Source organism: Paenibacillus sp. FSL H7-0714 (assembly GCF_038003765.1).
Classification (GTDB): Bacteria; Bacillota; Bacilli; order Paenibacillales; family Paenibacillaceae; genus Paenibacillus_AQ.
Window position 1 is genome coordinate 3638820 of the sequence record NZ_JBBOPT010000001.1, and the last position, 21386, is coordinate 3660205.

Consider the following 21386-nt stretch of genomic DNA (forward strand, 5'->3'; position numbering starts at 1 on the left):
ATTCAGTCCAGAGAGGCTGACAAGGACAGCGGATTTTTATAATCACGTGAGAAGCAGGGCATATTCCGTCAAGGGATGCTCTGTGTCTTAGCGCGGATTATGATGAACAAAAGAGGCTACTTGTCAGTTTGATCTGACGAGTAGCCTCTTTTGTTTCTGCTTTTTTGGTATCAGGACACTTTATACTGGGGGTATTCTGATGAGTAAACAAGATCAAGAGTTTTCGTGGCAAGCGGTGCCGAAAACGCAGAGAAATCATTTTGGAAAGACGTTCTCCGTCATGTTAGCATTCACTTTCTTTTCCGCAAGCATGTTGGCAGGGGGAACGTTAGGGGTCAGTTTGACATTCATGGAGTTCATTGGAATCGTGCTTGCCGGTAATCTGGCACTCGGCATCTATACCGGAGCACTGGCACATATCGCTGCCAAAACAGGTCTTTCCACGCATTTGCTTGCAAAATATGCGTTCGGTGAAAAAGGCTCGTACCTTCCTTCTTTCCTGCTGGGCTTCACACAGGTCGGATGGTTCGGTGTCGGTGTAGCCATGTTCGCGGTACCGGTCGCCAGAGCGATGGACTGGAATGTGTACCTTTTGATCTTCGTGTTTGGTCTCGCAATGACGGCATCAGCCATCTTCGGCATGAAGTCGCTCGTCATTCTGGGTTATATAGCAGTTCCGGCCATTGCTATTCTCGGTGGTTACTCCGTGTTCGAAGGAGTAAACACGCTGGGTGGTATGCAAGGGTTGCTCGATTACTCACCAACAGAGTCGCTCACCGCAGCAGCAGCATTGACCATTTGTATCGGGTCATTCATTAGCGGCGGAACGTTGACGCCCGATTTTGCCCGGTTTGCCAGAACATCCCGGCAGGCGGTTACTGCAACGGTCATTTCGTTCTTTTTAGGGAACTCACTTATGTTTCTCTTCGGTGCAGTCGGCGCAATGGCTTATAATTTGGCAGATATCTCGGAGGTCATGTTCTTGCAAGGATTGCTCATTCCTGCGATCATCGTACTGGGGCTGAACATCTGGACAACTAACGATAACGCACTTTACGCTTCCGGGCTGGGCTTTGCCAATATCACTAAAATTTCGAAAAAGTTTTTCGTTATCGTTAACGGCATCGTGGGTACCGTATTTGCCATGTGGATGTACAACAATTTCGTTGGTTTCCTGAATGTGCTGGGCGCGGCGATCCCGTCCATCGGCGCCATCATCATCGCAGACTATTTTATTGTGAAGCGCAGAAACTATAAACCATTTGCCGACATGACCTTCAAAAATGTAAACTGGATCGCGATGGTAGCTTGGGTTATCGGCGTGGCCTTCGCCCAGCTGGCTCCAGGAATAACACCACTTAATGCACTGATTGGAACAGCGGTTGTATACACCGTGATAATGCTGATCGTTGCTAAGAAAGAATCCAAAGAAAAGGGGAATAAAAATGATTATACAGAACGCAAAATTGCGGGGTAAAGAAGGTTTATGGAATATTGTTGTGAAAGATGGGAAGTTTGAGCTTATCACGCAATCAATGGAACTAACTGCGAATGAGGAAGTAATTGATGTTAACGGCTCACTTGTGCTGCCACCGTTCATTGAACCTCATATTCACTTGGATACAACGTTAACAGCAGGTGAGCCGGAATGGAATTTGAGCGGAACACTGTTTGAAGGCATCCAGCGTTGGTCAGAACGCAAGGCCTTCCTGACGCATGAAGACGTCAAAACGCGTTCCAAAACTGCATTGAAGTGGCAGATCGCGCAGGGTATCCAGCATGTACGAACACATGTAGACGTTACTGATCCAAGCTTGACCGCCGTAAAAGCGATGCTTGAAGTAAAAGAAGAAATGGCACCGTTCATTGACATCCAGCTTGTCGCTTTTCCACAGGAAGGTATTCACTCCTTCCCGAACGGCGTGGAATTACTAGAAGAGTCGCTGAAAATGGGCGTTGACGTGGTGGGTGGTATTCCACACTTCGAATTCACAAGAGAATATGGCGTTGACTCGATGAAGGTTGCGTTTGACCTCGCTGAAAAATACGACCGTCTGATCGATATCCATTGCGACGAAATCGATGACGAGCAATCCCGTTTCTTGGAAGTTGTAGCCAAAGAAGCTTACGAACGCGGGCTTGGCTCCCGTACGACAGCAAGCCACACGACGGCGATGGGGTCATACAATGACGCATATACGTACAAATTGTTTAGATTACTGAAGATGGCTGACCTAAATTTCGTCTCCAATCCTCTGGTTAACATCCATCTGCAGGGACGCTTTGACACTTATCCGAAAAGAAGAGGGTTAACTCGCGTCAAAGAACTGCTGGAAGCGGGACTTAATGTATGCTTCGGTCACGATGACATTTTTGATCCATGGTATCCGCTTGGCACAGGCAATATGCTTCAGGTGCTGCACATGGGTATTCATGCTTCTCAGTTGCTCGGATACGATCAAATCGTAAATTCAATCGATCTTATTACGAAAAATAGCGCAAGAACGTTGAATATCGAGGATATCTATGGCATTGAAGTAGGTAAACCTGCCAACTTCATCGTTCTTGAAGCAGAGAACGAGTATGAGACCATTCGTAAACAGGCCGGAGTACTTTATTCGTTCAGAGCCGGCCGCAAAATCGCGGAAACAAAGCCGCGGGACACTTCGATCATTCTTGAGAACGGTTCGGAGAAGATTACTTTCAATAAATAATCGAATGAAGTATGTGCTCCATCAAGCAGAGCCTACTTTTTAGCCAAAAATCCCTTCATGATAGTCAGGAATATATGAGATCACGTGATTGTGAACTCTTCCTGTATACATGGGGGGATTTTTTAGTGTCTAGTGTAGGACACAGTTCATGAATCAGTACTTCAGCACAGTAAAATTTGTTATAAGTACATTCAAAAGAGAAAAAAGTGGGATTTTATATATTGGTTGTGATAACCGTTTTTCAATAGACGATGTTTCACTCAGCTAACAGGCAGTTTACAATAACAGTGCATGGAAATTTATGGGGTTAAAAATGGAAAGAAGGTTGAGAACATGGGAATGCGTGGTTATTACTTTGCAATGGATGACAATCTGGTGCAGAAAATCGCAGTAGGAGACATTGCATTGAAGAGTTTGAAAATAGACGATTATCCCGGACTGGACATTGATAGATCCTGGGAGGCGATTCACTACTTGCTTTGTGGAGATATCTCCGATGGAGATGCGCCTCTTGGCTATGTTGTTCCACTGACGTCAGAAAGAGCCATCGATTTTGGCTCATACGGGGCTTTTTCCTTACGTGCCGAGCAAGTTGCAGAAGCGCTTCAGGCTATGTCTACGCTGGTTGAAGCACAGCTCCGTTTGCGGTATAATTTCCCGGCCATGGTCAAGAACGAGGTATATCCTCTAGATCCTGATACTGTTTCAGACGAGGATAAGGACGAGTTCTTTGCTTACATGCTTCAGCATTTTAACGAAATCCGGCGTTTCTACAGTCAAACTGTAGCGAAGGGCAAAGGTCTCATCTTCTATATTTTCTGATTCCAATAATTTGAATCATTCAGGGGCTAATATATCAAATAGTGCTAAACTAACATGAAACGTTAGTTCAATTAAACAGCGACAGTCTAGGACTATATTTTTCGTCCTTTGCTGTCGCTGTTTTGTCGCTGTTTTAATTCTAGGGTCAGTCTATTACTTTACTTGCCGCTGAAAGTTGTTATATTTTTGTAGAATCACTTAGGACGTTCCGGACCTAAACTCCAGTATCACTAAGACTTTTTTCATAGCTTATTTCCAAGATTCGACCTTGTTTTCACCCACTGTATAGGCCGAAAGTATAAATTTACAACACTTTACAAAAATCTATGTTTTTCCTAATCCTTATGAGATAGCATATTAGACGAAAGCGGTGGACAATTATGGAAAAATCCACCGATCTATATCTTAAGGAGGATGAATATGAAGGAGAAGCGTTCAGGTTGGAATAAGAAGCTGCTACAAAGCATGCTGGTTGCATCTGTTGCCGTACCCCTGCATTTGTTCGCATTCGGAGCCGGCTCGGCAATATACGCTGAGGGGCCAAGCGACCCCGCCCCATTCATTGAAGCCAAAGTGGTCAACGAGCATGCAGGCCAGAAAATTCTGTTTGACAATACCCACGCGCAGACGGCCGGAGCGGCCGACTGGGTTATTGATGGCGCTTTTTCCGATTTTGGTAATGCGCTTGCGCAAGAAGGCTATTACGTCAAAGAGCTTCGTAAGACCACTCCGATTACGCTAGGCGATCTTTCCAGCTATGACGTCTTCGTCGTGGCCGAATCTAACATTCCATATAAATCCAGCGAGCAGGCAGCTATGGCGGAATACGTGGAGAACGGCGGCAGCATCTTCTTCATCGGCGATCATTACAATGCGGACCGCAATAAGAACCGCTGGGACGGCAATGAGGCATTCAACGGTTACCGCCGCGGAGCTTGGGACAACCCGGCCAAAGGCATGAGCACTGAAGAGGCCGGTTCCGCGGCAATGCAAGGCGTGGTCAGCTCCGACTGGCTGGCGGAAGAGTTCGGTGTCCGGTTCCGCTTCAATGCGCTTGGTGACATTAACGCCACCAACATCGTGGCTCCCGATCAGGCCTTCGGTATTACATCAGGAGTATCAAGTGTAGCCATGCATGCCGGCTCCACGCTGGCAATCCTCGACCCGACCCGAGCGAAGGGCATCGTCTATCTGCCGAAAACCAACAATGCTTGGGGCAACGCGGTGGACCAAGGTGTCTACAATGGCGGCGGCGTAGCGGAAGGTCCTTATGTGGCCGTGGCGAAAAAAGGTGCCGGCAAAGCCGCCTTTCTCGGCGACTCCTCCCCAGTCGAGGATGCCACGCCGAAGTATTTGCGCGAGGATACCGGTGCCAAAAAAACGACTTACGATGGCTTCAAGGAGGCTGACGATGCTGAGCTCCTGGTGAACACGGTTAACTGGCTCGCCGAACAAGAGAGCTATACGGATTTCACCAAGGTAAGTGGCCTGACGCTGGATCAGCCGACGCAGCTGCTGCCGTTCGAAGAGCCGGCGCTTTCCACTGAGCCTCAGCCAGAGCCATGGGCCGCTCCGAATGCCGGCTACAAATGGTTTGACCGCACCAGCTACAAGGCGGGCTCTTACGGCGGACCGGCAGCTACTGCAAGTGCGGTGTACAATTTCACGCACCAAACGGTGCTGCCGAACGCGCAGGATTTCCAGATTCGTGTCAGCGCAGATAATCTCCCTGCCAATACGAGCGTATCAGGCTTCCAATTGGGTATCTACCAGGTGAGTAGCGGTGCCCAGATCGCCAAGATCCAGAACAGTGACGGCACTTGGCCGAGTAGCTATGCTTACAGCGCCAACTTTAGCCTGACTTCAGACTTGAACGGCCATGCCTACAAAGATCTGACCGTACAGATCAAACCGGGCACCACGGCTGCATCCAATCTGCGTCTGCGCCAGAACGGAACGAACCTGAAGACCGAATCAGTAACGCTCGGTAACGTCCCAGCAGAACCGCTTCCGGACGAGGAAGATCCGATTCCAGCGACCGTTTCCATCGGCGAAGCCCGGACCAAGATTGTTGGATCCTTGGTGACGGTTGAGGGGATCGTAACGACTGAGCCGGGTATTTTCGGCGGGCAAACCTTTTATCTGCAGGATGAGACCGGCGGACTTTATGTCTACCAGAGCCAAAGTGGCTTCCATGCCGGCGACACGGTCAAGGTAACAGCGTCCACGGCGCTGTACAATTCGGAGCTAGAGTTGACCGAAGTTGTGCAGATCGAGAAGAGCGGCACTGCGAAGCTGCCCGAGTCCGTTGACGTGCCGGCTGTGAACGATACCAATCAAGGTCAGCTGCTCAAGCTTAAAGACGTGAAAGTGACGAATATTATCACAGCCACTCCAAGCGGTTCCTTTGAATTTGACGCCATCGCCGATGACGGGACAAGCAATCACATCCGGGTGGATGCCCGGACGGGCATCACGAAAGACAGCTTCCCTTATGCGGAAGGACAGAAGCTCGATATTACGGGCGTAGCCGCGATCTTCAAAGACGTATACCAACTAAAACCTAGAAGTCTCGGAGACTTCAGCATTGTGGAAGAAGTGGGGGCTCCGGTAACGACGGCAACCCTGTCGGCAAATCCGAACGCTGCCGGCTGGTTGAACCAGCCCACCGAAGTAACCCTGAAGGCCGACTCCGATACAGCTAAAGTTTATTACTCGCTGAACGGCGGTGCGGAAGGCGTATACAGCACTCCGTTGGTCGTAAGCAAAGATGGACGGCATACGCTGTCTTATCATGCGGTTTCGGGCAAGGGAAAGGCGGAAGAAACTAAGACACTGAGCCTTAATATCGACACGGTTTCACCGACAGCCGAGCTGACGGAGTCCGGTCATGCGGTCGGAGATGTGGAGGAGGAGGCCCAGCTTAAGTTTGTATTGGCTACCGAAGATAATCTGTCTGGCGTCACCTCCAAGCAGCTTCTGCTGGATGGACAGCCCGTAGCTGACGGACAGACCCTGAATGCTGCGGAGCTGGGTGCCGGGTCCCATACTGTAAACTACGTCGTGACCGACGCCGCAGGCAACACTGCCGAAAAGAGCTACACGTTCCAAATTACTGGCGGAGCGGCGCTTGCAACTGACAAACCTGGACAGCCAGTGTTGTCTTCGAACAGCGGCTACGGTTATGGACTCAGTGACGGTAACTTTACCGTCACCATGAACCTCTGGTGGGGCAATAACGCTACCAGCTACAAGCTTTATGAGAATGGCACACTGATCGATTCCAAGTCTCTGAAGGATGTATCTCCTTCCGCGCAGACGGCAAGCACAGCGCTTTACGGTAAGCCGAATGGCACCTATATATACACAGTGGAGCTAACCAACAAATACGGCACAACCAAGAGCCAGCCGCTCACGGTGACGATCCGCGATGCCGCACCGGGCAAACCGGTCCTGGCCCATGACAACTGGGACGGAGATGGCTCTTATAAAGTTACGATGAATCTGTGGTGGGGCACTAATGCCACAGAGTACCGCCTTTATGAGAACGGGCAACTGATCGACACGCAAGCGCTAAACGCCAACACGCCTTCGGCGCAGAGCGCTACAACTGACGTCACTGGTCGCGCTTCCGGCAATTATGAATACCGGGCGGAGCTGGTTAATGCAGCGGGAGAGACCCTAAGTGATATCATCAAGGTAACCGTCAACAAATAATACGATGAGCGTTTTAAATCTTGTAAGAAGTATTCCAAGGTGTTGCATTCCGATTTGCTGTTGATCTAAATATGTCTCCAGGAGGTGCTTATATCTTTCAGATATAACGCCTCCTTTTTGACTTGTTCATATTCCGTTCATATTGTCGTCACGATGAGTACATCTTAGTTGATTACACTTTGAATATGTCGTCAAGGCGGCACTTCAGATACAGAGACAAGGAAGGGAAGAGATGAACGTGGCAAATAAGGTAGAAATAAAAACAACTGGGACTAAGAGCCACAAGAAACGGAACCTATGGTTAAAAATAATCGGAGGTATTGTAGGGGCGCTCGTGCTGTTCATGGGCATCGTTTTTATCGTTGATGCAATCAGCGATGGAGTAGAGAAAAAGAAAATCGAATCCTATGGCCAGTATGTCAATGTGGATGGGAAAAAGATGAATGTGCTCATTCAAGGCAGCGGAGAACAAACCGTTGTACTTCTACCAGGACAAGGAACCCCGTCGCCTGCACTTGATTTCAAATTGCTGATCGATGAAATTACCCCTAATTATAAAGTCGTGTTGGTCGAGCCTTTCGGTTATGGTTTGAGCGATGAAACCGAGAAGGAAAGAACGACGGAGAATATAGTAAGTGAGGTTCACGAAGCTCTGCAGCAACTGGGTCTTGACAGTTACATTCTAATGGGACATTCCATCGCGGGACTTTACGGAGCGACCTATGTGAACACTTATCCGGATGAAGTTCTTGCTTTTGTCGGCATCGATAGCAGCGTTCCCAATCAACCCGGGATGGATGTCAAATTACCTTTGAAATCCATGCAATTTCTTCAAAAATCAGGTCTGATGAGATTGTTCCAAAAAGTGAGCGGAGATGCGTATAAATCGCTTGCATTCGATGAGCATACCAAAGAACAGATGCGTTTGATTTCGAATCAAGTCGCGACCAATCCAACGTTGATGAATGAACTGAGCCACCTCGGTTCCAATTTTAAAAATGGAGAAAAACTCACAATGCCAAAAGACTTGCCGTTGCTTCTCTTCGTTCAATCGAATAATGAGCACAATAAACAGTGGATTCCGCTTCATGAAGAGCAAGTCAAACAATCCGCACAGGGAAAAATGATCCCGATGGAAGGTTCTCATTACCTGCATCATACAAAATACAAAGAAATCGCTGAGGAATTCAAAGCTTACATGAAACAAATCCAATTGTAGGGTTAATAATTGAACTGCGGAGCCGAAATTGAAGTGCACCCTCTAGAATTTCATCGGATAAACCAGGGGGTTTATCCGATGTCTATTCTAAGGGGTGCACTTCATAATGCATTAGGGTGTTTTTGTTTGATTCCAATTCTTGTGTCACATCTGCCGATCAAGAGAGAATCAGCGCTAAGGTCCAAGTACTTGTCCTACAAGGAACTGTACACCGATTTAATCACCTACAATTTCGTTCAGTAAAAGTTCTTCCGTTAACGCATAGCGGTACAGCCGAACCTCGTCGATTAGGCCGTTCATTGTGGAGGACGAGTTATGTCCGGCGGTCAACGACAGTTTGTTCGAGATGTTACCTCCGAGCAGCGAATTATTTTCTCCAACTAATATACCGTCTACATACAGTCTCAGTCCCGTGTCCCGATCCGCTACAGCCGCGACATGATGCCAGTTGCCGTCTGTATACGTCTGCGTCGATTGTACGACATCGGCGGTGCTACCGTAATCGAGCCAGAATCGAATTGTATTGTTGCTCTCGATTCGCAGGGCATAGGAAGCGTTAGTATCCCCTTTATTTACGATGTATTTCGGCGTGCCGACAACATTGGTTCTAAACCAAGCGGTCAGGCTAAAGTCTTGATCTGTGCCGAAGTCGTACAAGCCGGAATCCGGATCACCAAGCTTGACGAATTGTCCACTTCCCGAGAATTGGACAGCTCCACCTGATTTACCTGATGAGCTGTGAGCCACGCCGTTCAAAAGCATCCCGTATTCGTAATCGCTTATATCGTTGGCTGTGATAATGCCGCTTCCCACCGTCGGTTCGTCAAAGCTCCAGCTGCCAGCGACACCACCAAGAGCAAGCATCTCATGTTCTTCTAAGACATAATTGAATAATTTAACCTCAGAAATCAGCCCCTTTAACGTCAAAGCTGAATTAGAACCAATCGTCAGGGGGAGGTTGCTAGCTATGTCGCCTCCCAGGAACGCAGACGATTGCGCGACAATCAATCCGTCGACGTACAGCCGTAGTCCGGCATCGCGGTCTGCCGCGCCAGCGACATGATGCCACTTACCGTCCGCTAAGGAAACGGCGGACTGTACTGCATCGAACGTATTCCCGTAATCGAGCAAGAATCGGAGTGAGCCGTCCGCTTCGAAGCGAAGCCAGAAGGAGCCGTTGGTATCGCCTTTGTTCACGATATATTGGATCGATCCGGTATGGCTTGTCTTGACCCATGCCGAGACAGTAAAGTCTTGCGTCGAGCCGAAGTCAAACGAGCCGTCCGCAGAATGGCCAAGGTTGACGTGATCGCCAGCTTGGGAGAAGCTCAGTGCTGGACCAAAGTGCCCTTCCGCGCCCGGTACTGCACCTGAGATCGAGCCGTCGTGTCCTGCACTTGATGTATCGACGGCCGTCATCCCGGCTGTTTCGTTCAGCGGCCAGCTCCCGAGCAATGAACGGTTCCACCAGATACGCGACACGATGGTACTGTTAGGCTGGAGCGAATTCCACTCATTGCTGGTCACAATACTCAGCTCTGGCGTAACATCCAGCGTGCCAAAGTTCCCGAGCTGCGCACGGTCGGTCGTGTTCGGCATCACGTTGTGCTCTGTTTCCTTCTTAAGCCTAAGCGTTTCCGGATTCATCTTGGCCATCCATAGAGGCGCCCGATATCGGAACACATCCGAATTGACGGAATCTTGCCGAGTATAAACGAGATACAAGCCGTCCGGTCGCGTAATCCAATGCATCTGCGTATTCATGCTACCGACGATGGGAGTGCCGTCTTCCCACTGTAGATCAACGGCGGGCTGCCAGTCGATACCGTTGACGCTCTTGGTCAAACGATTATTCGTGTCATCACGGCTCGTCAGGAAGTATTCGCCGCCGAACATGGTCAGCGAAGCCTCGATACCTGAACGATTGCCGTGTACGCCGGTGTTCGGGACCGTACCGCTCATGCTTTCGTATATCAACGAGGTCCCGTCGAAGGAGGCGGTCACAACTTGCAGCGCGCCAGAGCCGGAGGTCGAATGGATCGGCCATAACACCTTGCCCGTCTGCTCGTCTATGTGTGGATAAGAGCTTCCCGCATGACCGAATACTTGTGGCCAATCAAAGAGTTGCCAATCTGCACTCCAGGCTTCGATAGTTGGGTCGAATACGGCGTATGCCGGATAGGTTTGCTTTTTGCCGAAATTGGCGTCGTACGACTGCGCCATGCCAAGCAGTATGATCTTGCCGGTTGCAGCATGATAGACAGGAACGGGATCGATGAGCATGCCCCTGTAGCCATTCGGAAGTGTCTTCCAATCGTATTGCGGGATAACGTTGTAAGGCGTCCAGTTGTCACCAAGATTAGTGCTGACCGTGTAGGCGATGTCATAAAACACGTCAGAGTGGTTGTCGTTCAAATCTTTGGATGCCGTGCACAATATCGCCGGAGTGCCATTTTGACCTTGTCCCGGCAGGGTGGCACAACGCGTATGAGACCACCAGAAATCATTGGTGCCATCATTTGCATAGATCCGTTTCGGATCGACACGGTAACCAGTAGCGGCTGCTGGCACAGCCAAAGCCGCCATAAGACAAACGAGCAGCAAACAGGAAACAGCTTGTTTCAAAAGAATCATCAGCTCCTTGGACATAAAATATAAAGCGCTTACATTAAGAATCATACCAAATCAACTCTTTCTAACCTATTGGATAGAGTCTAGATTTGGTAGATTATATTAATCTTTTGAGCGGTATGGCTGATCAATTTTGGCGATTGCGGTATTCGGTCGGTGTCAGGCCAGTCCTTTTTTTGAACAGACGGCAGAAATATTTCTCGTCTTGGTAGCCGGAGCGGAGTGCCACCTCATAGGTTTTCAGAGAGGTTTCCGCAAGTAATCGTCTCGCTTCGGCAAGCCGTATTTCGGTCAAGTAATCCGACAGGTTGATGCCTTGGACCTGCTTGAACAAAAAGCTTAGATAGACGGGCGACAAGTAGACTGCCTGTGCTGCTGTCTCCAGCGTCACATACTCCCTAAAATTATCCTCAATAAATCGCTTTGTCTTTTCCACGATAGCGTTTTTACCGACTTTGCGAAAATCGAGGGTCCGCCGCAGAAGTACGTCCAGATAGCGTCGCATTTCTTCCACTAACTGCTCCAGCGTAGACGTCTCGAAGAACATCGTAATTTGACCTGCGGGAAGCAGTTCGTCGAGTGCCAGCTTCGGGTGCATGCCCATCAGCGAGTCCGCAGCTGCCACCATGTGCTGGAGTGCAATGGATTTGGTCACTTGTACAGGATAGTCGCGGCTCTTCAAATGTTGGATAAAGTCCTCTAACCATCGGGTGAGCTGATCGGGATTACCGACTTTGAGCGCAAGTTGAAGCGCTTCGTCAACTGGAGTGGAAGCTGGAAACTTCTGATTCGGTGAGACGGTATTTTCCCATTCCAGATCCTCAACGAACACGACCTGGTTTTGACCGGTATAGTATTTGTACTCCAACGCCGTCCGAGCCGATTGATAGAGATGTTTGCCCTCCGTATTGAGGCTCATCCCTTGCACCGATACCCCGATCATCACCATATAGTGAAGCGCCTCGCGCAGATTACTTACCAGTCTGCACAAATCCTCCCGAAACTGAGCCTTCTGCGACGGTGTGACATTGGCCTGCAGAATGAATCGGTTGTGCTCAGGACAAATTAAGAATTTGTCAGGCCATGCCGCAAGCGTCTCCTCAGCTATATTCATAACAGCAAAGTTCATCAACTGCTGATCTTCGTAAGAGTAGTTTTTCGGAAAGTCTGGATCTTCGTCCAACTCGATGATTGCTAGATATACGGGACCGATCCGTAGAGGGATGTGTAGGAACTCCGTTTTTTCCACGAACAGATCGTCGTTGAAGCAGGCGCCCTCAAGCAAAGAAGTAAGAAAACGGAAACGGATCAGCGGCAGATGGTCCTTAAGTTGACTTTTGAGCTTTTGCTCATCTTTCCATTGCTGTTGGATGGATAGGACAACATTCAGCAGCTGGTCGAGATCCGGTGGCTTTAGTAAATAATCCAGGGCGCCTAGCTTGAGCGCCTGCTGTGCGTACGTGAACTCGTCGTGTCCGCTCAAGATGATCGATTTAACCGGCAGCTCCCGCGCATGGATTTCCTGCAACAGCTCCAGGCCAGTTTTGCCCGGCATCCGGCAATCCAGTAACAGCAGATCGGGCTTGTCTCGCTCGATAAGCTCCAGCGCTTCATCTCCGTTATCGGCAGGCGGAAGCCAAGTAAAACCATGCTCCTCCCATGGAATAAGGGCACGAAGGGCTTGAGGTACGATGGGTTCGTCGTCAATGACCATGATTTTCATAAAGCAGCCTCCATTGGTTTTCGTCTGATATGAGCGGGATAACCAGCATAACACGCGTGCCATGCCCCAGTTCACTCTCAATACGTAGTGCGTATTCCGGCCCGAACATCATCGTCAGTCTTTCATTGACGTTACGGATGCCATAACCGGTGCCGCTGGTATCACTTTCAAGCAGAGAACTTGCCATCTCCGGGCTCATGCCACATCCATCATCTTCGACGACGAATTCAACCCGCTGCTCGTCCAGTTTTCTTCCTCTGATCGAGAGCGTGCCGGGCTGTGCCCGCTTTGTACTAAAGGCGTGTAGAATCACGTTTTCCACCAATGGCTGCAGCAGTAGCTTCATCATATAGAAGTGAATGATGTCAGGATCGATCTCATAACAAGGAATGAATCGGTTCGGAAAGCGGGCATATTGGATATGAATATAGGCCTTGACCTGGCTCAGCTCCTGACGAATCGTATAATAATCTTTACCCTTGTTAAGAGAAAGACGGAAGAGCTCAGTCAGGGATTGCGTTACCTGGGCTGTATTATCATCACCGTTCATTTTCGATTTAAGGAAAATATAGTCCAGCGTATTGTACAGAAAGTGCGGTTCGATCTGAGTCTGAAGCGTCTTAAGTTCAATCATCTTTTGTTTTGTTTGACTAATGTACACTTTCTGAATGAGACTGTTCGTTTCCATGACCATATCATTGTACTTTTGGGTAAGCAATCCAATCTCATCTCGTGAGGTGACCTCGACATTCTGGTTGAAGTCGCCCCGTTTGAAGTTGTTCATGGAACGGAGTAACTTCTTAATCGGTTTTGTAATACTGCGCGATAGGAATACCGAGCAGAACCCGACGAGAGCGAGCAGCGATACCGATAGGGCGAGAGTTACATTTAGCATGATTCGGTGTTGGCTACGGATAATTTCCAGCGGTGTGAGGCTCACAATGTTCCAAAGATATGGTTCCACGACCGTACTGGCGACGGAATAACGCTTTCCGTTAATATCATAGATCTCCGAATGCGACTTAAGTGAAAGCTGCTGCTTGAGTTTCAGATCGTCCATCAGTGTTTTTTTTAATCCGTTGTCCTGACTTTTGCTCGATACAAGATTGTAGTTGTCATCAAAAATAAAGATGTTAGACGAGCGCACAATCTCAATGTCCTGAATGATATTGCCGATAGCGTCACGATTAACACCCATAAAAAGCAAGCCGAGCTTGTTGTCCGGGTCATATAAATCGACGATCCGCCGTCCAATCATAATTTCATTGTAGCTGTGCCCGAATGTAAATAGGGGGGTGCTGTAATACGTCCAGAATGCCTCGCCGTCCCGGGAAGCAACAGCGGTGTATAGCGGCATCTCAGCGAAGTCTGAATAAGGGATGACCTGCCGGAAAAACTCGCTGAAATCGCGGTACAAAAAGCCGTTTTGGCCGTAGATAACAAGGAAGCTAACGTATTTTTTGGCGGCTTTGATGTTGTCGAGATAAGCAAGTGCGGCAGCCTGTTCAGTGTTGACCGGTCCGTTATAATCCCGACTGAGCAAGCTTTGTAAGCTAACGTTATTCATAATGTAGGAAGTAATGTCTCCGGCGTCGTCTAGCATCAGCTTGATGTTATTGCCGATCAAGCGTACCGTCTGGGCTTGATTTTGCTCCGTTTCCTTCTCTAGAGAGGAGGTGGCGGTCCGAAACGAAAAGAAGCCGAGCGTCAGCAGCGGAATGAGGACGAGTAATACAAAGGATACGAACAGTTTCGTTTGCAGATGTCTGAATACGAACATGGAAAGCCTCCCAACAGGCGGCGCTTGATCATCCGCATAGGAAAATAATGTTATAAGCAATTTATACTGTTACATTAGCAAATCCTTTCTCTACATTCAATATGGAGGTAGAAGATCGAAACCAGTTACTTGACGAAGTCCACTAAACCTTGAAATTGCCGCATTGTTGCGTATCGAATCTGCGGGTAAGATGGGATTGTGCACAAGCAAGACAAGTCCAAACGGGAGGATGATCAGATATGCGCAGGGGGAAAAAGAGATTTGGGTTCGGCGCGGTAGTTGTTGCACTGTCGCTGTTAGCGAGCGGATGCGGAACATCTGGCGGGAATAACGCGGCAGAGAATGGAAAGAACAGCCAGCCGCCATCGACGGCGGCAAGCGGAGAGGCCATCGACTGGAACACAGTCAAGGCTGACATCCGGTTCGTCTATCCGGGAACTTCGGAGGCGGAGAAAGAGCTGGCTGAACAGTTCAAGGCGAGAATGAAGGAAAAATATCCGAACGTCAATATCGAGTATATGTATCTGTCGTGGGCCGATATGGAGAAAAAACTATCCGTCATGTTAAATTCGGGGGACGTCCCGGATCTCACACAAACGCAAGACATCACCAATTTGGTTCGATTGAACGGCTTGGAAGACTTGACCCCCTATTTTGAGCAAGAAGGCGAGCATTTGAAGAAGGACGATTTTCTGCCGGGTACGATGGAATATGCCCAAGAGGACGGCAAACTGTACGCTGTACCGAATCTAGCGAACTCCTTCACGATGATCGTCAATGAGAAAATGCTGAACGAAGCAGGCATGAAGCTGGAGGACTTGCAAACGTGGGAGGATGTTGAGAAAGCAGCCAAGGCGATGACGAAAGACGGCAAGTACGGTTTCGGCTATCCGCTTGGAACAGCCCGGTTCGCATTCCGTGTGCCGTTCACGGCCGCATATAGCAATAATCTGCTGCTGAGCGATACGTCAGCTGAGAGCAAAAACAAATACCTGGAAACGCTTCAGCATTTCAAAAATCTGGAGCCTTATCAGCCGAAAGCGCATCTGACCTGGGGGTACCCGGAAATGTTTCGCGCATACAGCAATGGCGAGGTTGGCATGATTGCGGCGGGAACGTTCTTTACAGCCAATGTATACAGCATTAACCCAGACATCGTCAATGTCTCCCGTACGATTGCGTATCCGAAGGGGCCTTCAGGCACATCAGCCAAAGCGCCGGTATCGAACGTCGGTATCGCGATGTTCAAGGACAGTAAAAACAAGGAAGTCGCCTGGAGACTCATTCAGGAATGGTCATCCCAGGAATTCAACAGCACGGCAGCGTCCGTCGTCAACGTGACGGCGATCAAGAGTACAAGCCTCGATGAAATTATCAAGAAGTCAGAAAAAATTTATCCAAAAGCGATAGAGGGACACAAGACGATGCTGAACGACTTCAGCAAGCTGCTGGATGAATCCGGCGTTCCGATGGACAAAATTCCGGGACAAAGCGAGATGGAAGTCATCGTTCAGGAACAGATGGCCAAGCTGCTTAACAACAAAGTGACGGTAGAAGAGGCATATGCCTCCATCAAAGACGGCATTGACAAAATCAAGGCAAAACTGGAATAGGCCAGACTCCGTTGGAGCTGCATGCCGAGCCATTGCAGCTTCACAGGATGTTATGGGACCTGTGAAGGAAAGGAAGCGTAAGAAATGTCCGACATACTGAGGCTAGATAGGCAGGATCCGCCGCTCAACCGACAGCGGGGACGCGTTTCGGCGTTTTTTCGGGAATTCGGCTTCGGGTATTTTTTGTTGGCGCCCGTCGTCCTTTATATTGTGGTATTTCAATTTTATCCGCTTGTGGAAACGATCCGGCTGAGCTTGTACGACTATTCGCTCATCTCCGGACGTGGCATGTCATTCAACGGCTTCGGCAATTACAAGGAGCTGCTCGTGAATGACGGAGCTTTCTGGCAAATTTTCTGGAACAGCTTCATCTGGGTTCTGGGTTCCACTGCCCTTCAATTCGCGATTGCAATACCCGCCGCAATTATTCTGTTCAGCAAGATACGGTTCAGAGGGTTGTGGCGTGGATTGATGATGGTTCCATGGGTATCGCCGGTCGTCATTATCGGCATTGTCTGGAAGTGGATTTACGACGGTCATTACGGACTATTCAATCATTATTTAAAAATGTTTCACTTGATTTCGGAAAATATCGTCTGGCTTGGAGATGAACAACTGGTCTGGCCCGCACTGCTGCTAACGTCGGCGTGGAAGGGATTCCCCTATATTACGCTGATGATGCTATCTGGACTCACGGGCATCTCCCAAGAAATGATTGAGGCGGCGCATATGGATGGGGCTTCCGCGTGGCAGAGGTTTACCCGGATTACGCTGCCAATGCTCAAGCCGATCATGTACGTGACCGGGCTTGTCAGCATTGTCTCCTCCTGGACAAAATTCGAAATGATATGGGCGCTGACGAACGGTGGACCGGGCTATTCGACCAGTATTTTGCCGACGTATTTATATACGAATTCATTCGTTTACTTCGATCTCGGCAAAGGTTCGGCCATCGCTACGCTGTCGATGGCGATAGTATTGATTCTCGTCGGTATTTACTCGCGTCTGTTCGGCCGAAACCTAGAATAGGCATCAGAGGAACGATATTATACCCGATTAAAACGATGTTCTAACGAGTCTTGGTCCTGCTTGTACTATGCAGGATAGTACCACTAACAACGATGCATGATTCGAGGTGCGACTTATGAAAGAGTCTTTTGCTCAAAGAACGGCAAATTATGTCTGGCTGGCGCTGTTGATGGTATTCACGCTGCTGCCGTTCGCTTGGTTGATCGTCACGACGCTGAAGTCGGACACGGAAATGTTCTCAACGATTCCGACCTGGATCGTGGACAATTTGACTTGGGATCATTACAGATGGGCGCTTGGCGATGTAGGATTTCAGCTGCCCCGACTGCTGCTCAATTCAATTATCGTATGCGGTATCACCGCACTGGTTACAGGAGCCATCGCCTGCATTAGCGGCTATGGTCTGGCCCGTTATAAGGTACCCGGCGTTAGCCTGGTCGTCGTGCTAATCGTGCTGGCCCAGATGATTCAGGGTCCGTTGATCATGATTCCCTGGTACAAAATAGCGGCAGCGTTTTCACTGCTGAATACGAAAGCGATTTTGGTCTTAATTTACGGGACACTGACGATACCTGTTGGTGTGTGGATTATGAGCGGGTTTTTCCGTACCATACCGCCCGAGCTGGAGGAAGCAGCGGCGATTGACGGATCAGGCAAGTGGCGGACGCTGTTCACAGTCATTATTCCGCTTAGTTTGCCGGGGTTGGTGTCAATCACACTATATGCATTTATTCTCGGATGGAACGACTACCAGTACTCGCTCATTTTAACCAGCTCTATCGACGCAAAGACCGTTCAGGTCGGCATCGCCGAATTGATGGAAAGCATGGGTTCGACCAACTGGGGCGGATTGCTCGCAAGCGGGGTTATCGTTATTTTACCGATTATCGTCATTTTCGCATTTATTCAGAAATATTTGATCGAGGGAATGACCGCAGGGAGCGTAAAGGGTTGATAGTTTTTTTAAAAAAAGGAGCCGATAGAGATGACTAATTCTTATGATTTCAAAGGCGTGTATACCGCGCTTATTACGCCGATGCACGATGACGGTAGTATTGATCATGAGTCACTTGCCCGTCTAGTTCGACATTTGCAAAGCCAGCGCGTTAAAGGGTTTTATGTAGGCGGAAGTACTGGTGAGGGCTTCATCCTGAATACGGTGGAGAGGCAAGAGGTGCTGGAGACAGTCGTCCGCGCGGCGGAGGGGAAGTCAACGATCATTGCCCACGTCGGAGCCATAGGTACGGAAGCTTCAATCGAGTTGGCGCGTCATGCCGAACGGCAGGGCGTCGATGCGATGTCGGCAGTGGTGCCGTTTTATTACAAGACGACAGTTGAACAGATCAAGGAACACTATATTGCAATTATGGCCGCTGTCCCGCTGCCGATGTTTATCTATCATTACCCGGGAGCGACAGGCGTCCAATTATCGATGGATTTCTACGAAGAGATGGCCCAGTATCCCCAATGCATCGGCGTCAAATTCACATCCCTCAACCTGTTCGAGATGCAGCAAATTCGTGCCCGCTGCGGAGACCGCTTTCTAATCTTTAACGGACATGATGAGGTGTATGCGGCTGGCGCGCTCACTGGAGCCGACGGCGCTATAGGCAGCACCTATAATATGATGGCTCCGTTATTCGTTCAGATGTATCAAGAAGCGGAACATGGGAACTGGTCAAGTCTTTCAAAACTGCAGGGCGAGGCGAATGAGGTCATTGCGAATATGGTGTCTTTCGATGTGATCCCTTATGAGAAGTATATTTGCTATGCACAGGGCATTATCCGCTCGTACAGAGCAAGGCAGCCGCTAAAGCAACTGACGGAGGTAGAGACAGCGGCAATCCGAACGTTTTATGAAAAAAGTGCTGTTTTGAAGGTATCGGCTTATCAAGTGTAATAAATTGATGATGACAATGGAGCCAGGATGTAAAGAATACATGCGATCGGCGCAACTAGCAGCTTGCCCTCACCTTCCAGGCAAAAACATCTTGTTTTGTCCAATAAACCCGTCACGGAAAACAAACCCATGATATGCGCTTCTGTTCCAAAAGGAATGATGAGCAGTAAGTGAATATTACCATGTGTTATTCCAATGCTTTCTTGCTATTTTGGAAATTCCCCATAAAACCTGAACATTTACTCAAGTTTTAAGGGGGATATCCTTTACATTTACAATAGAGCCTTTTGAAAGGGAACAACAAAAGTATGATTCTTGTTCAGGGGAGAGGATCTAGATGTTGGGAAAAGATGAACTAGCTGAACTAGCGGATCGCGTCTATCATCGGATGATCGATAAGACGACGAATGATTGGGGAATGGGTATCGATAGCTGGGATTGGGTTCCGGGCGTCGGCGTCATTTCAATTCTGGCTTACGGCAAATTAATGAACAATCATGAAGCCATCGAATATTTGCTTCAATGGACGGCTCGAAATAAACAATTGAGTGAACAAGTAAATGTCATCAATTCCATGGCGCCGTATGCGATCTTCCCTGATTTGTATCGGCTGGGGGGCGAACATTGGTACTTGGATACCGCGCTCAATGTCGGGGATTGGATGCTAACGGAAGCACCACGCACGCGGGAAGGTACTTTTGAGCATACAGTCACGGAGAATGTTCAGTTTTCCGAACAAGTGTGGGCGGACAGCTTATTTATGACCGTACTCTTTCTGGCTCGACTTGCAAAGCTAACTGGTGATCACAAATACGCGATAGAAGCGGAATTCCAACTACTTAGCCATTTACGTGTGCTTCAGGATCCGTCAACGGGTGTATTGTTCCATGGCTGGAATTGTGAGGAGAAGAATCATATGTCCTCCGCTCGTTGGACGCGTGCGAATGCATGGGTCATCCTCGCAATTCCTTGGATTGCGGAGGAGATTGGTACCACGACGCCATTTTCAGATGAGATTGTAGAACGATACCAGCGGCTTGCAGCAGGACTACGGCATTTCCAAGGGGTATCTGGCATGTGGAGTACCGTCATGGATCAATCCGAATTTTATAAGGAGACATCCGGGAGCGCAGGCATCGCGGCGGGTTGGTTAGCTGGTATGCGATTAGGTTGGCTGGATGATTCATACAAGAAAGCCATTAATCTGGCATTGCATGGCGTTATAGATCGGATTGACCCTGACGGTACAGTACAAGGGGTATCTGGAGGAACGCCAGTTATGCCGAGCATTGCGGCCTATGATGAAATTCCGTGCATTCCGACCCTGTATGGCCAAGGGCTAACTCTTATTCTGTTATCACTCGCACACGCAGACTGTGGAAAATTCTATGCCTAATGTACAACTGACGTTCCCTGAGGGGAAACATAAGGTACTCACGATGAGTTATGATGACGGAAGATCAGCCGATAGACGATTGTTGCACTTATTCAATCAATATGGCATTAAAGGAACTTTCCATTTAAATTCAGGCCTGGCCGGACATCACGAACGAATTCCTTTGGAAGAAGTCAAGGATCTGTACAAAGGCCATGAAATCGCGGTGCATACGGTTACGCATCCGACACTAACACGATGTTCAAGGGAGCAAATCGTTGGTGAGATAATTGAAGACAGGAAGTCTATAGAACGAGTCACAGGCTACCCGATCAGAGGGTTTTCCTATCCCAACGGTTCATTCAACCGCCAGATCCAAGAGATGCTCCCACACCTCGGGATCGAATATGCCAGAAACGTCCTAAGTCATGGGAATTTTCACCTGCCAGATGATTACTTCGCGTGGAACCCGACCTGTCACCACAACCAAAACCTTCTTGCGTTGACCGAGACATTCAAGCAGCTTGGTCGAAGACAGCATCTTTATTTGATGTATATCTGGGGACACAGCTACGAGTTCGATCAAGACAGTAATTGGGAACTAATCGAGAGCTTTTGTGAATCGGTTAGTGGTCGTGAGGATATATGGTACGCGACGAACATCGAAATCGTAGATTACATGCGAATCTATCAGAGCCTACGATTTTCTGCTGCGATGGATCTTGTATACAATCCCTCTTATCATTCGATATGGCTGGAAGTGAATGGTGAAGTCATTGAAGTGAAAGGCGGAAGTCAAATAATACTGGTACGGTAATCTGACCACGCAAACAACGAATTCGTAATCAAGATAGATTCCCTTT

14 protein-coding genes are annotated in these 21386 nt (G+C 48.7%); 11 read left to right on the forward strand and 3 right to left on the reverse strand.

The genetic code is table 11. The features are described from left to right. The first annotated feature begins 199 nt into the window (after positions 1 to 199). The 5 genes from codB (at position 200) to NST34_RS16160 (ending at position 8472) form a co-directional block, all read left to right on the forward strand. Positions 200 to 1477 carry a cytosine permease gene (gene codB, locus NST34_RS16140; RefSeq protein WP_341128278.1) on the forward strand — a complete coding sequence of 426 codons (1278 nt, stop codon included), beginning with the start codon at positions 200 to 202 and terminating at the stop codon, positions 1475 to 1477. Beyond that, a complete protein-coding gene (locus tag NST34_RS16145) occupies positions 1446 to 2714 on the forward strand; it encodes a cytosine deaminase (protein WP_076299812.1) in 1269 nt (422 codons plus the stop codon). The genes codB and NST34_RS16145 overlap by 32 nt, the downstream gene beginning before the upstream one ends. Before the next feature lie 333 nt (positions 2715 to 3047). Further along, on the forward strand, positions 3048 to 3536 hold the full coding sequence (locus NST34_RS16150) for a YfbM family protein (protein WP_076299813.1): 489 nt from the start codon (positions 3048 to 3050) through the stop codon (positions 3534 to 3536). 420 nt (positions 3537 to 3956) lie between these two features. After that, complete coding sequence (locus tag NST34_RS16155) at positions 3957 to 7253, forward strand: chitinase N-terminal domain-containing protein (RefSeq protein WP_445667666.1); 3297 nt, start codon at positions 3957 to 3959, stop codon at positions 7251 to 7253. 232 nt (positions 7254 to 7485) lie between these two features. Next, entirely contained in the window at positions 7486 to 8472 is a 987-nt protein-coding gene (locus NST34_RS16160) for an alpha/beta fold hydrolase (RefSeq protein WP_341128279.1), read from the forward strand. Between the two features lie 216 nt (positions 8473 to 8688). Here NST34_RS16160 and NST34_RS16165 read toward each other — a convergent pair whose 3' ends face one another. The 3 genes from NST34_RS16165 to NST34_RS16175 form a co-directional block, all read right to left on the reverse strand. Then, on the reverse strand, positions 8689 to 11151 hold the full coding sequence (locus NST34_RS16165) for a LamG domain-containing protein (protein ID WP_341128280.1): 2463 nt from the start codon (positions 11149 to 11151) through the stop codon (positions 8689 to 8691). Positions 11152 to 11230: 79 nt separating this feature from the next. Continuing rightward, positions 11231 to 12826, reverse strand: coding sequence for a response regulator (locus tag NST34_RS16170; RefSeq protein ID WP_076283717.1), 1596 nt, complete (start codon positions 12824 to 12826; stop codon positions 11231 to 11233). Beyond that, on the reverse strand, positions 12807 to 14606 hold the full coding sequence (locus tag NST34_RS16175) for a sensor histidine kinase (RefSeq protein WP_076283716.1): 1800 nt from the start codon (positions 14604 to 14606) through the stop codon (positions 12807 to 12809). Before NST34_RS16175 ends, NST34_RS16170 begins: the two co-directional genes overlap by 20 nt. A gap of 239 nt (positions 14607 to 14845) precedes the next feature. Here NST34_RS16175 and NST34_RS16180 point away from each other — a divergent pair, with 239 nt between their 5' ends. From NST34_RS16180 to NST34_RS16205, 6 genes are all read left to right on the forward strand, one after another. Continuing rightward, complete coding sequence (locus NST34_RS16180; protein ID WP_076283715.1) at positions 14846 to 16219, forward strand: ABC transporter substrate-binding protein; 1374 nt, start codon at positions 14846 to 14848, stop codon at positions 16217 to 16219. A gap of 84 nt (positions 16220 to 16303) precedes the next feature. Further along, positions 16304 to 17248, forward strand: coding sequence for a carbohydrate ABC transporter permease (locus NST34_RS16185; protein WP_076283714.1), 945 nt, complete (start codon positions 16304 to 16306; stop codon positions 17246 to 17248). A 199-nt stretch (positions 17249 to 17447) separates the two neighbouring features. Next, positions 17448 to 18203, forward strand: a complete 756-nt coding sequence (locus NST34_RS16190) for a carbohydrate ABC transporter permease (RefSeq protein ID WP_179086710.1) — start codon at positions 17448 to 17450, stop codon at positions 18201 to 18203. Positions 18204 to 18233: 30 nt separating this feature from the next. Beyond that, complete coding sequence (locus NST34_RS16195; protein ID WP_341128281.1) at positions 18234 to 19148, forward strand: dihydrodipicolinate synthase family protein; 915 nt, start codon at positions 18234 to 18236, stop codon at positions 19146 to 19148. 337 nt (positions 19149 to 19485) lie between these two features. Then, positions 19486 to 20544 carry a glycoside hydrolase family 88/105 protein gene (locus tag NST34_RS16200; RefSeq protein WP_076283711.1) on the forward strand — a complete coding sequence of 353 codons (1059 nt, stop codon included), beginning with the start codon at positions 19486 to 19488 and terminating at the stop codon, positions 20542 to 20544. Further along, positions 20537 to 21340, forward strand: a complete 804-nt coding sequence (locus NST34_RS16205) for a polysaccharide deacetylase family protein (RefSeq protein WP_076283710.1) — start codon at positions 20537 to 20539, stop codon at positions 21338 to 21340. Before NST34_RS16200 ends, NST34_RS16205 begins: the two co-directional genes overlap by 8 nt. The last annotated feature ends 46 nt before the right edge of the window (positions 21341 to 21386 follow it).

Bases quoted from the DNA above. Each gene is read 5' to 3' on its own strand.
- NST34_RS16195 (WP_341128281.1), top strand. From the start codon at position 18,234: ATGACTAATTCTTATGATTTCAAAGGCGTGTATACCGCGCTTATTACG.
- NST34_RS16175 (WP_076283716.1), bottom strand. From the start codon at position 14,606: ATGTTCGTATTCAGACATCTGCAAACGAAACTGTTCGTATCCTTTGTA.
- NST34_RS16160 (WP_341128279.1), top strand. From the start codon at position 7,486: ATGAACGTGGCAAATAAGGTAGAAATAAAAACAACTGGGACTAAGAGC.
- NST34_RS16205 (WP_076283710.1), top strand. From the start codon at position 20,537: ATGCCTAATGTACAACTGACGTTCCCTGAGGGGAAACATAAGGTACTC.
- NST34_RS16170 (WP_076283717.1), bottom strand. From the start codon at position 12,826: ATGAAAATCATGGTCATTGACGACGAACCCATCGTACCTCAAGCCCTT.
- NST34_RS16200 (WP_076283711.1), top strand. From the start codon at position 19,486: ATGTTGGGAAAAGATGAACTAGCTGAACTAGCGGATCGCGTCTATCAT.
- NST34_RS16150 (WP_076299813.1), top strand. From the start codon at position 3,048: ATGGGAATGCGTGGTTATTACTTTGCAATGGATGACAATCTGGTGCAG.
- NST34_RS16145 (WP_076299812.1), top strand. From the start codon at position 1,446: ATGATTATACAGAACGCAAAATTGCGGGGTAAAGAAGGTTTATGGAAT.
- NST34_RS16185 (WP_076283714.1), top strand. From the start codon at position 16,304: ATGTCCGACATACTGAGGCTAGATAGGCAGGATCCGCCGCTCAACCGA.
- codB (WP_341128278.1), top strand. From the start codon at position 200: ATGAGTAAACAAGATCAAGAGTTTTCGTGGCAAGCGGTGCCGAAAACG.
- NST34_RS16180 (WP_076283715.1), top strand. From the start codon at position 14,846: ATGCGCAGGGGGAAAAAGAGATTTGGGTTCGGCGCGGTAGTTGTTGCA.
- NST34_RS16155 (WP_445667666.1), top strand. From the start codon at position 3,957: ATGAAGGAGAAGCGTTCAGGTTGGAATAAGAAGCTGCTACAAAGCATG.
- NST34_RS16165 (WP_341128280.1), bottom strand. From the start codon at position 11,151: ATGATTCTTAATGTAAGCGCTTTATATTTTATGTCCAAGGAGCTGATG.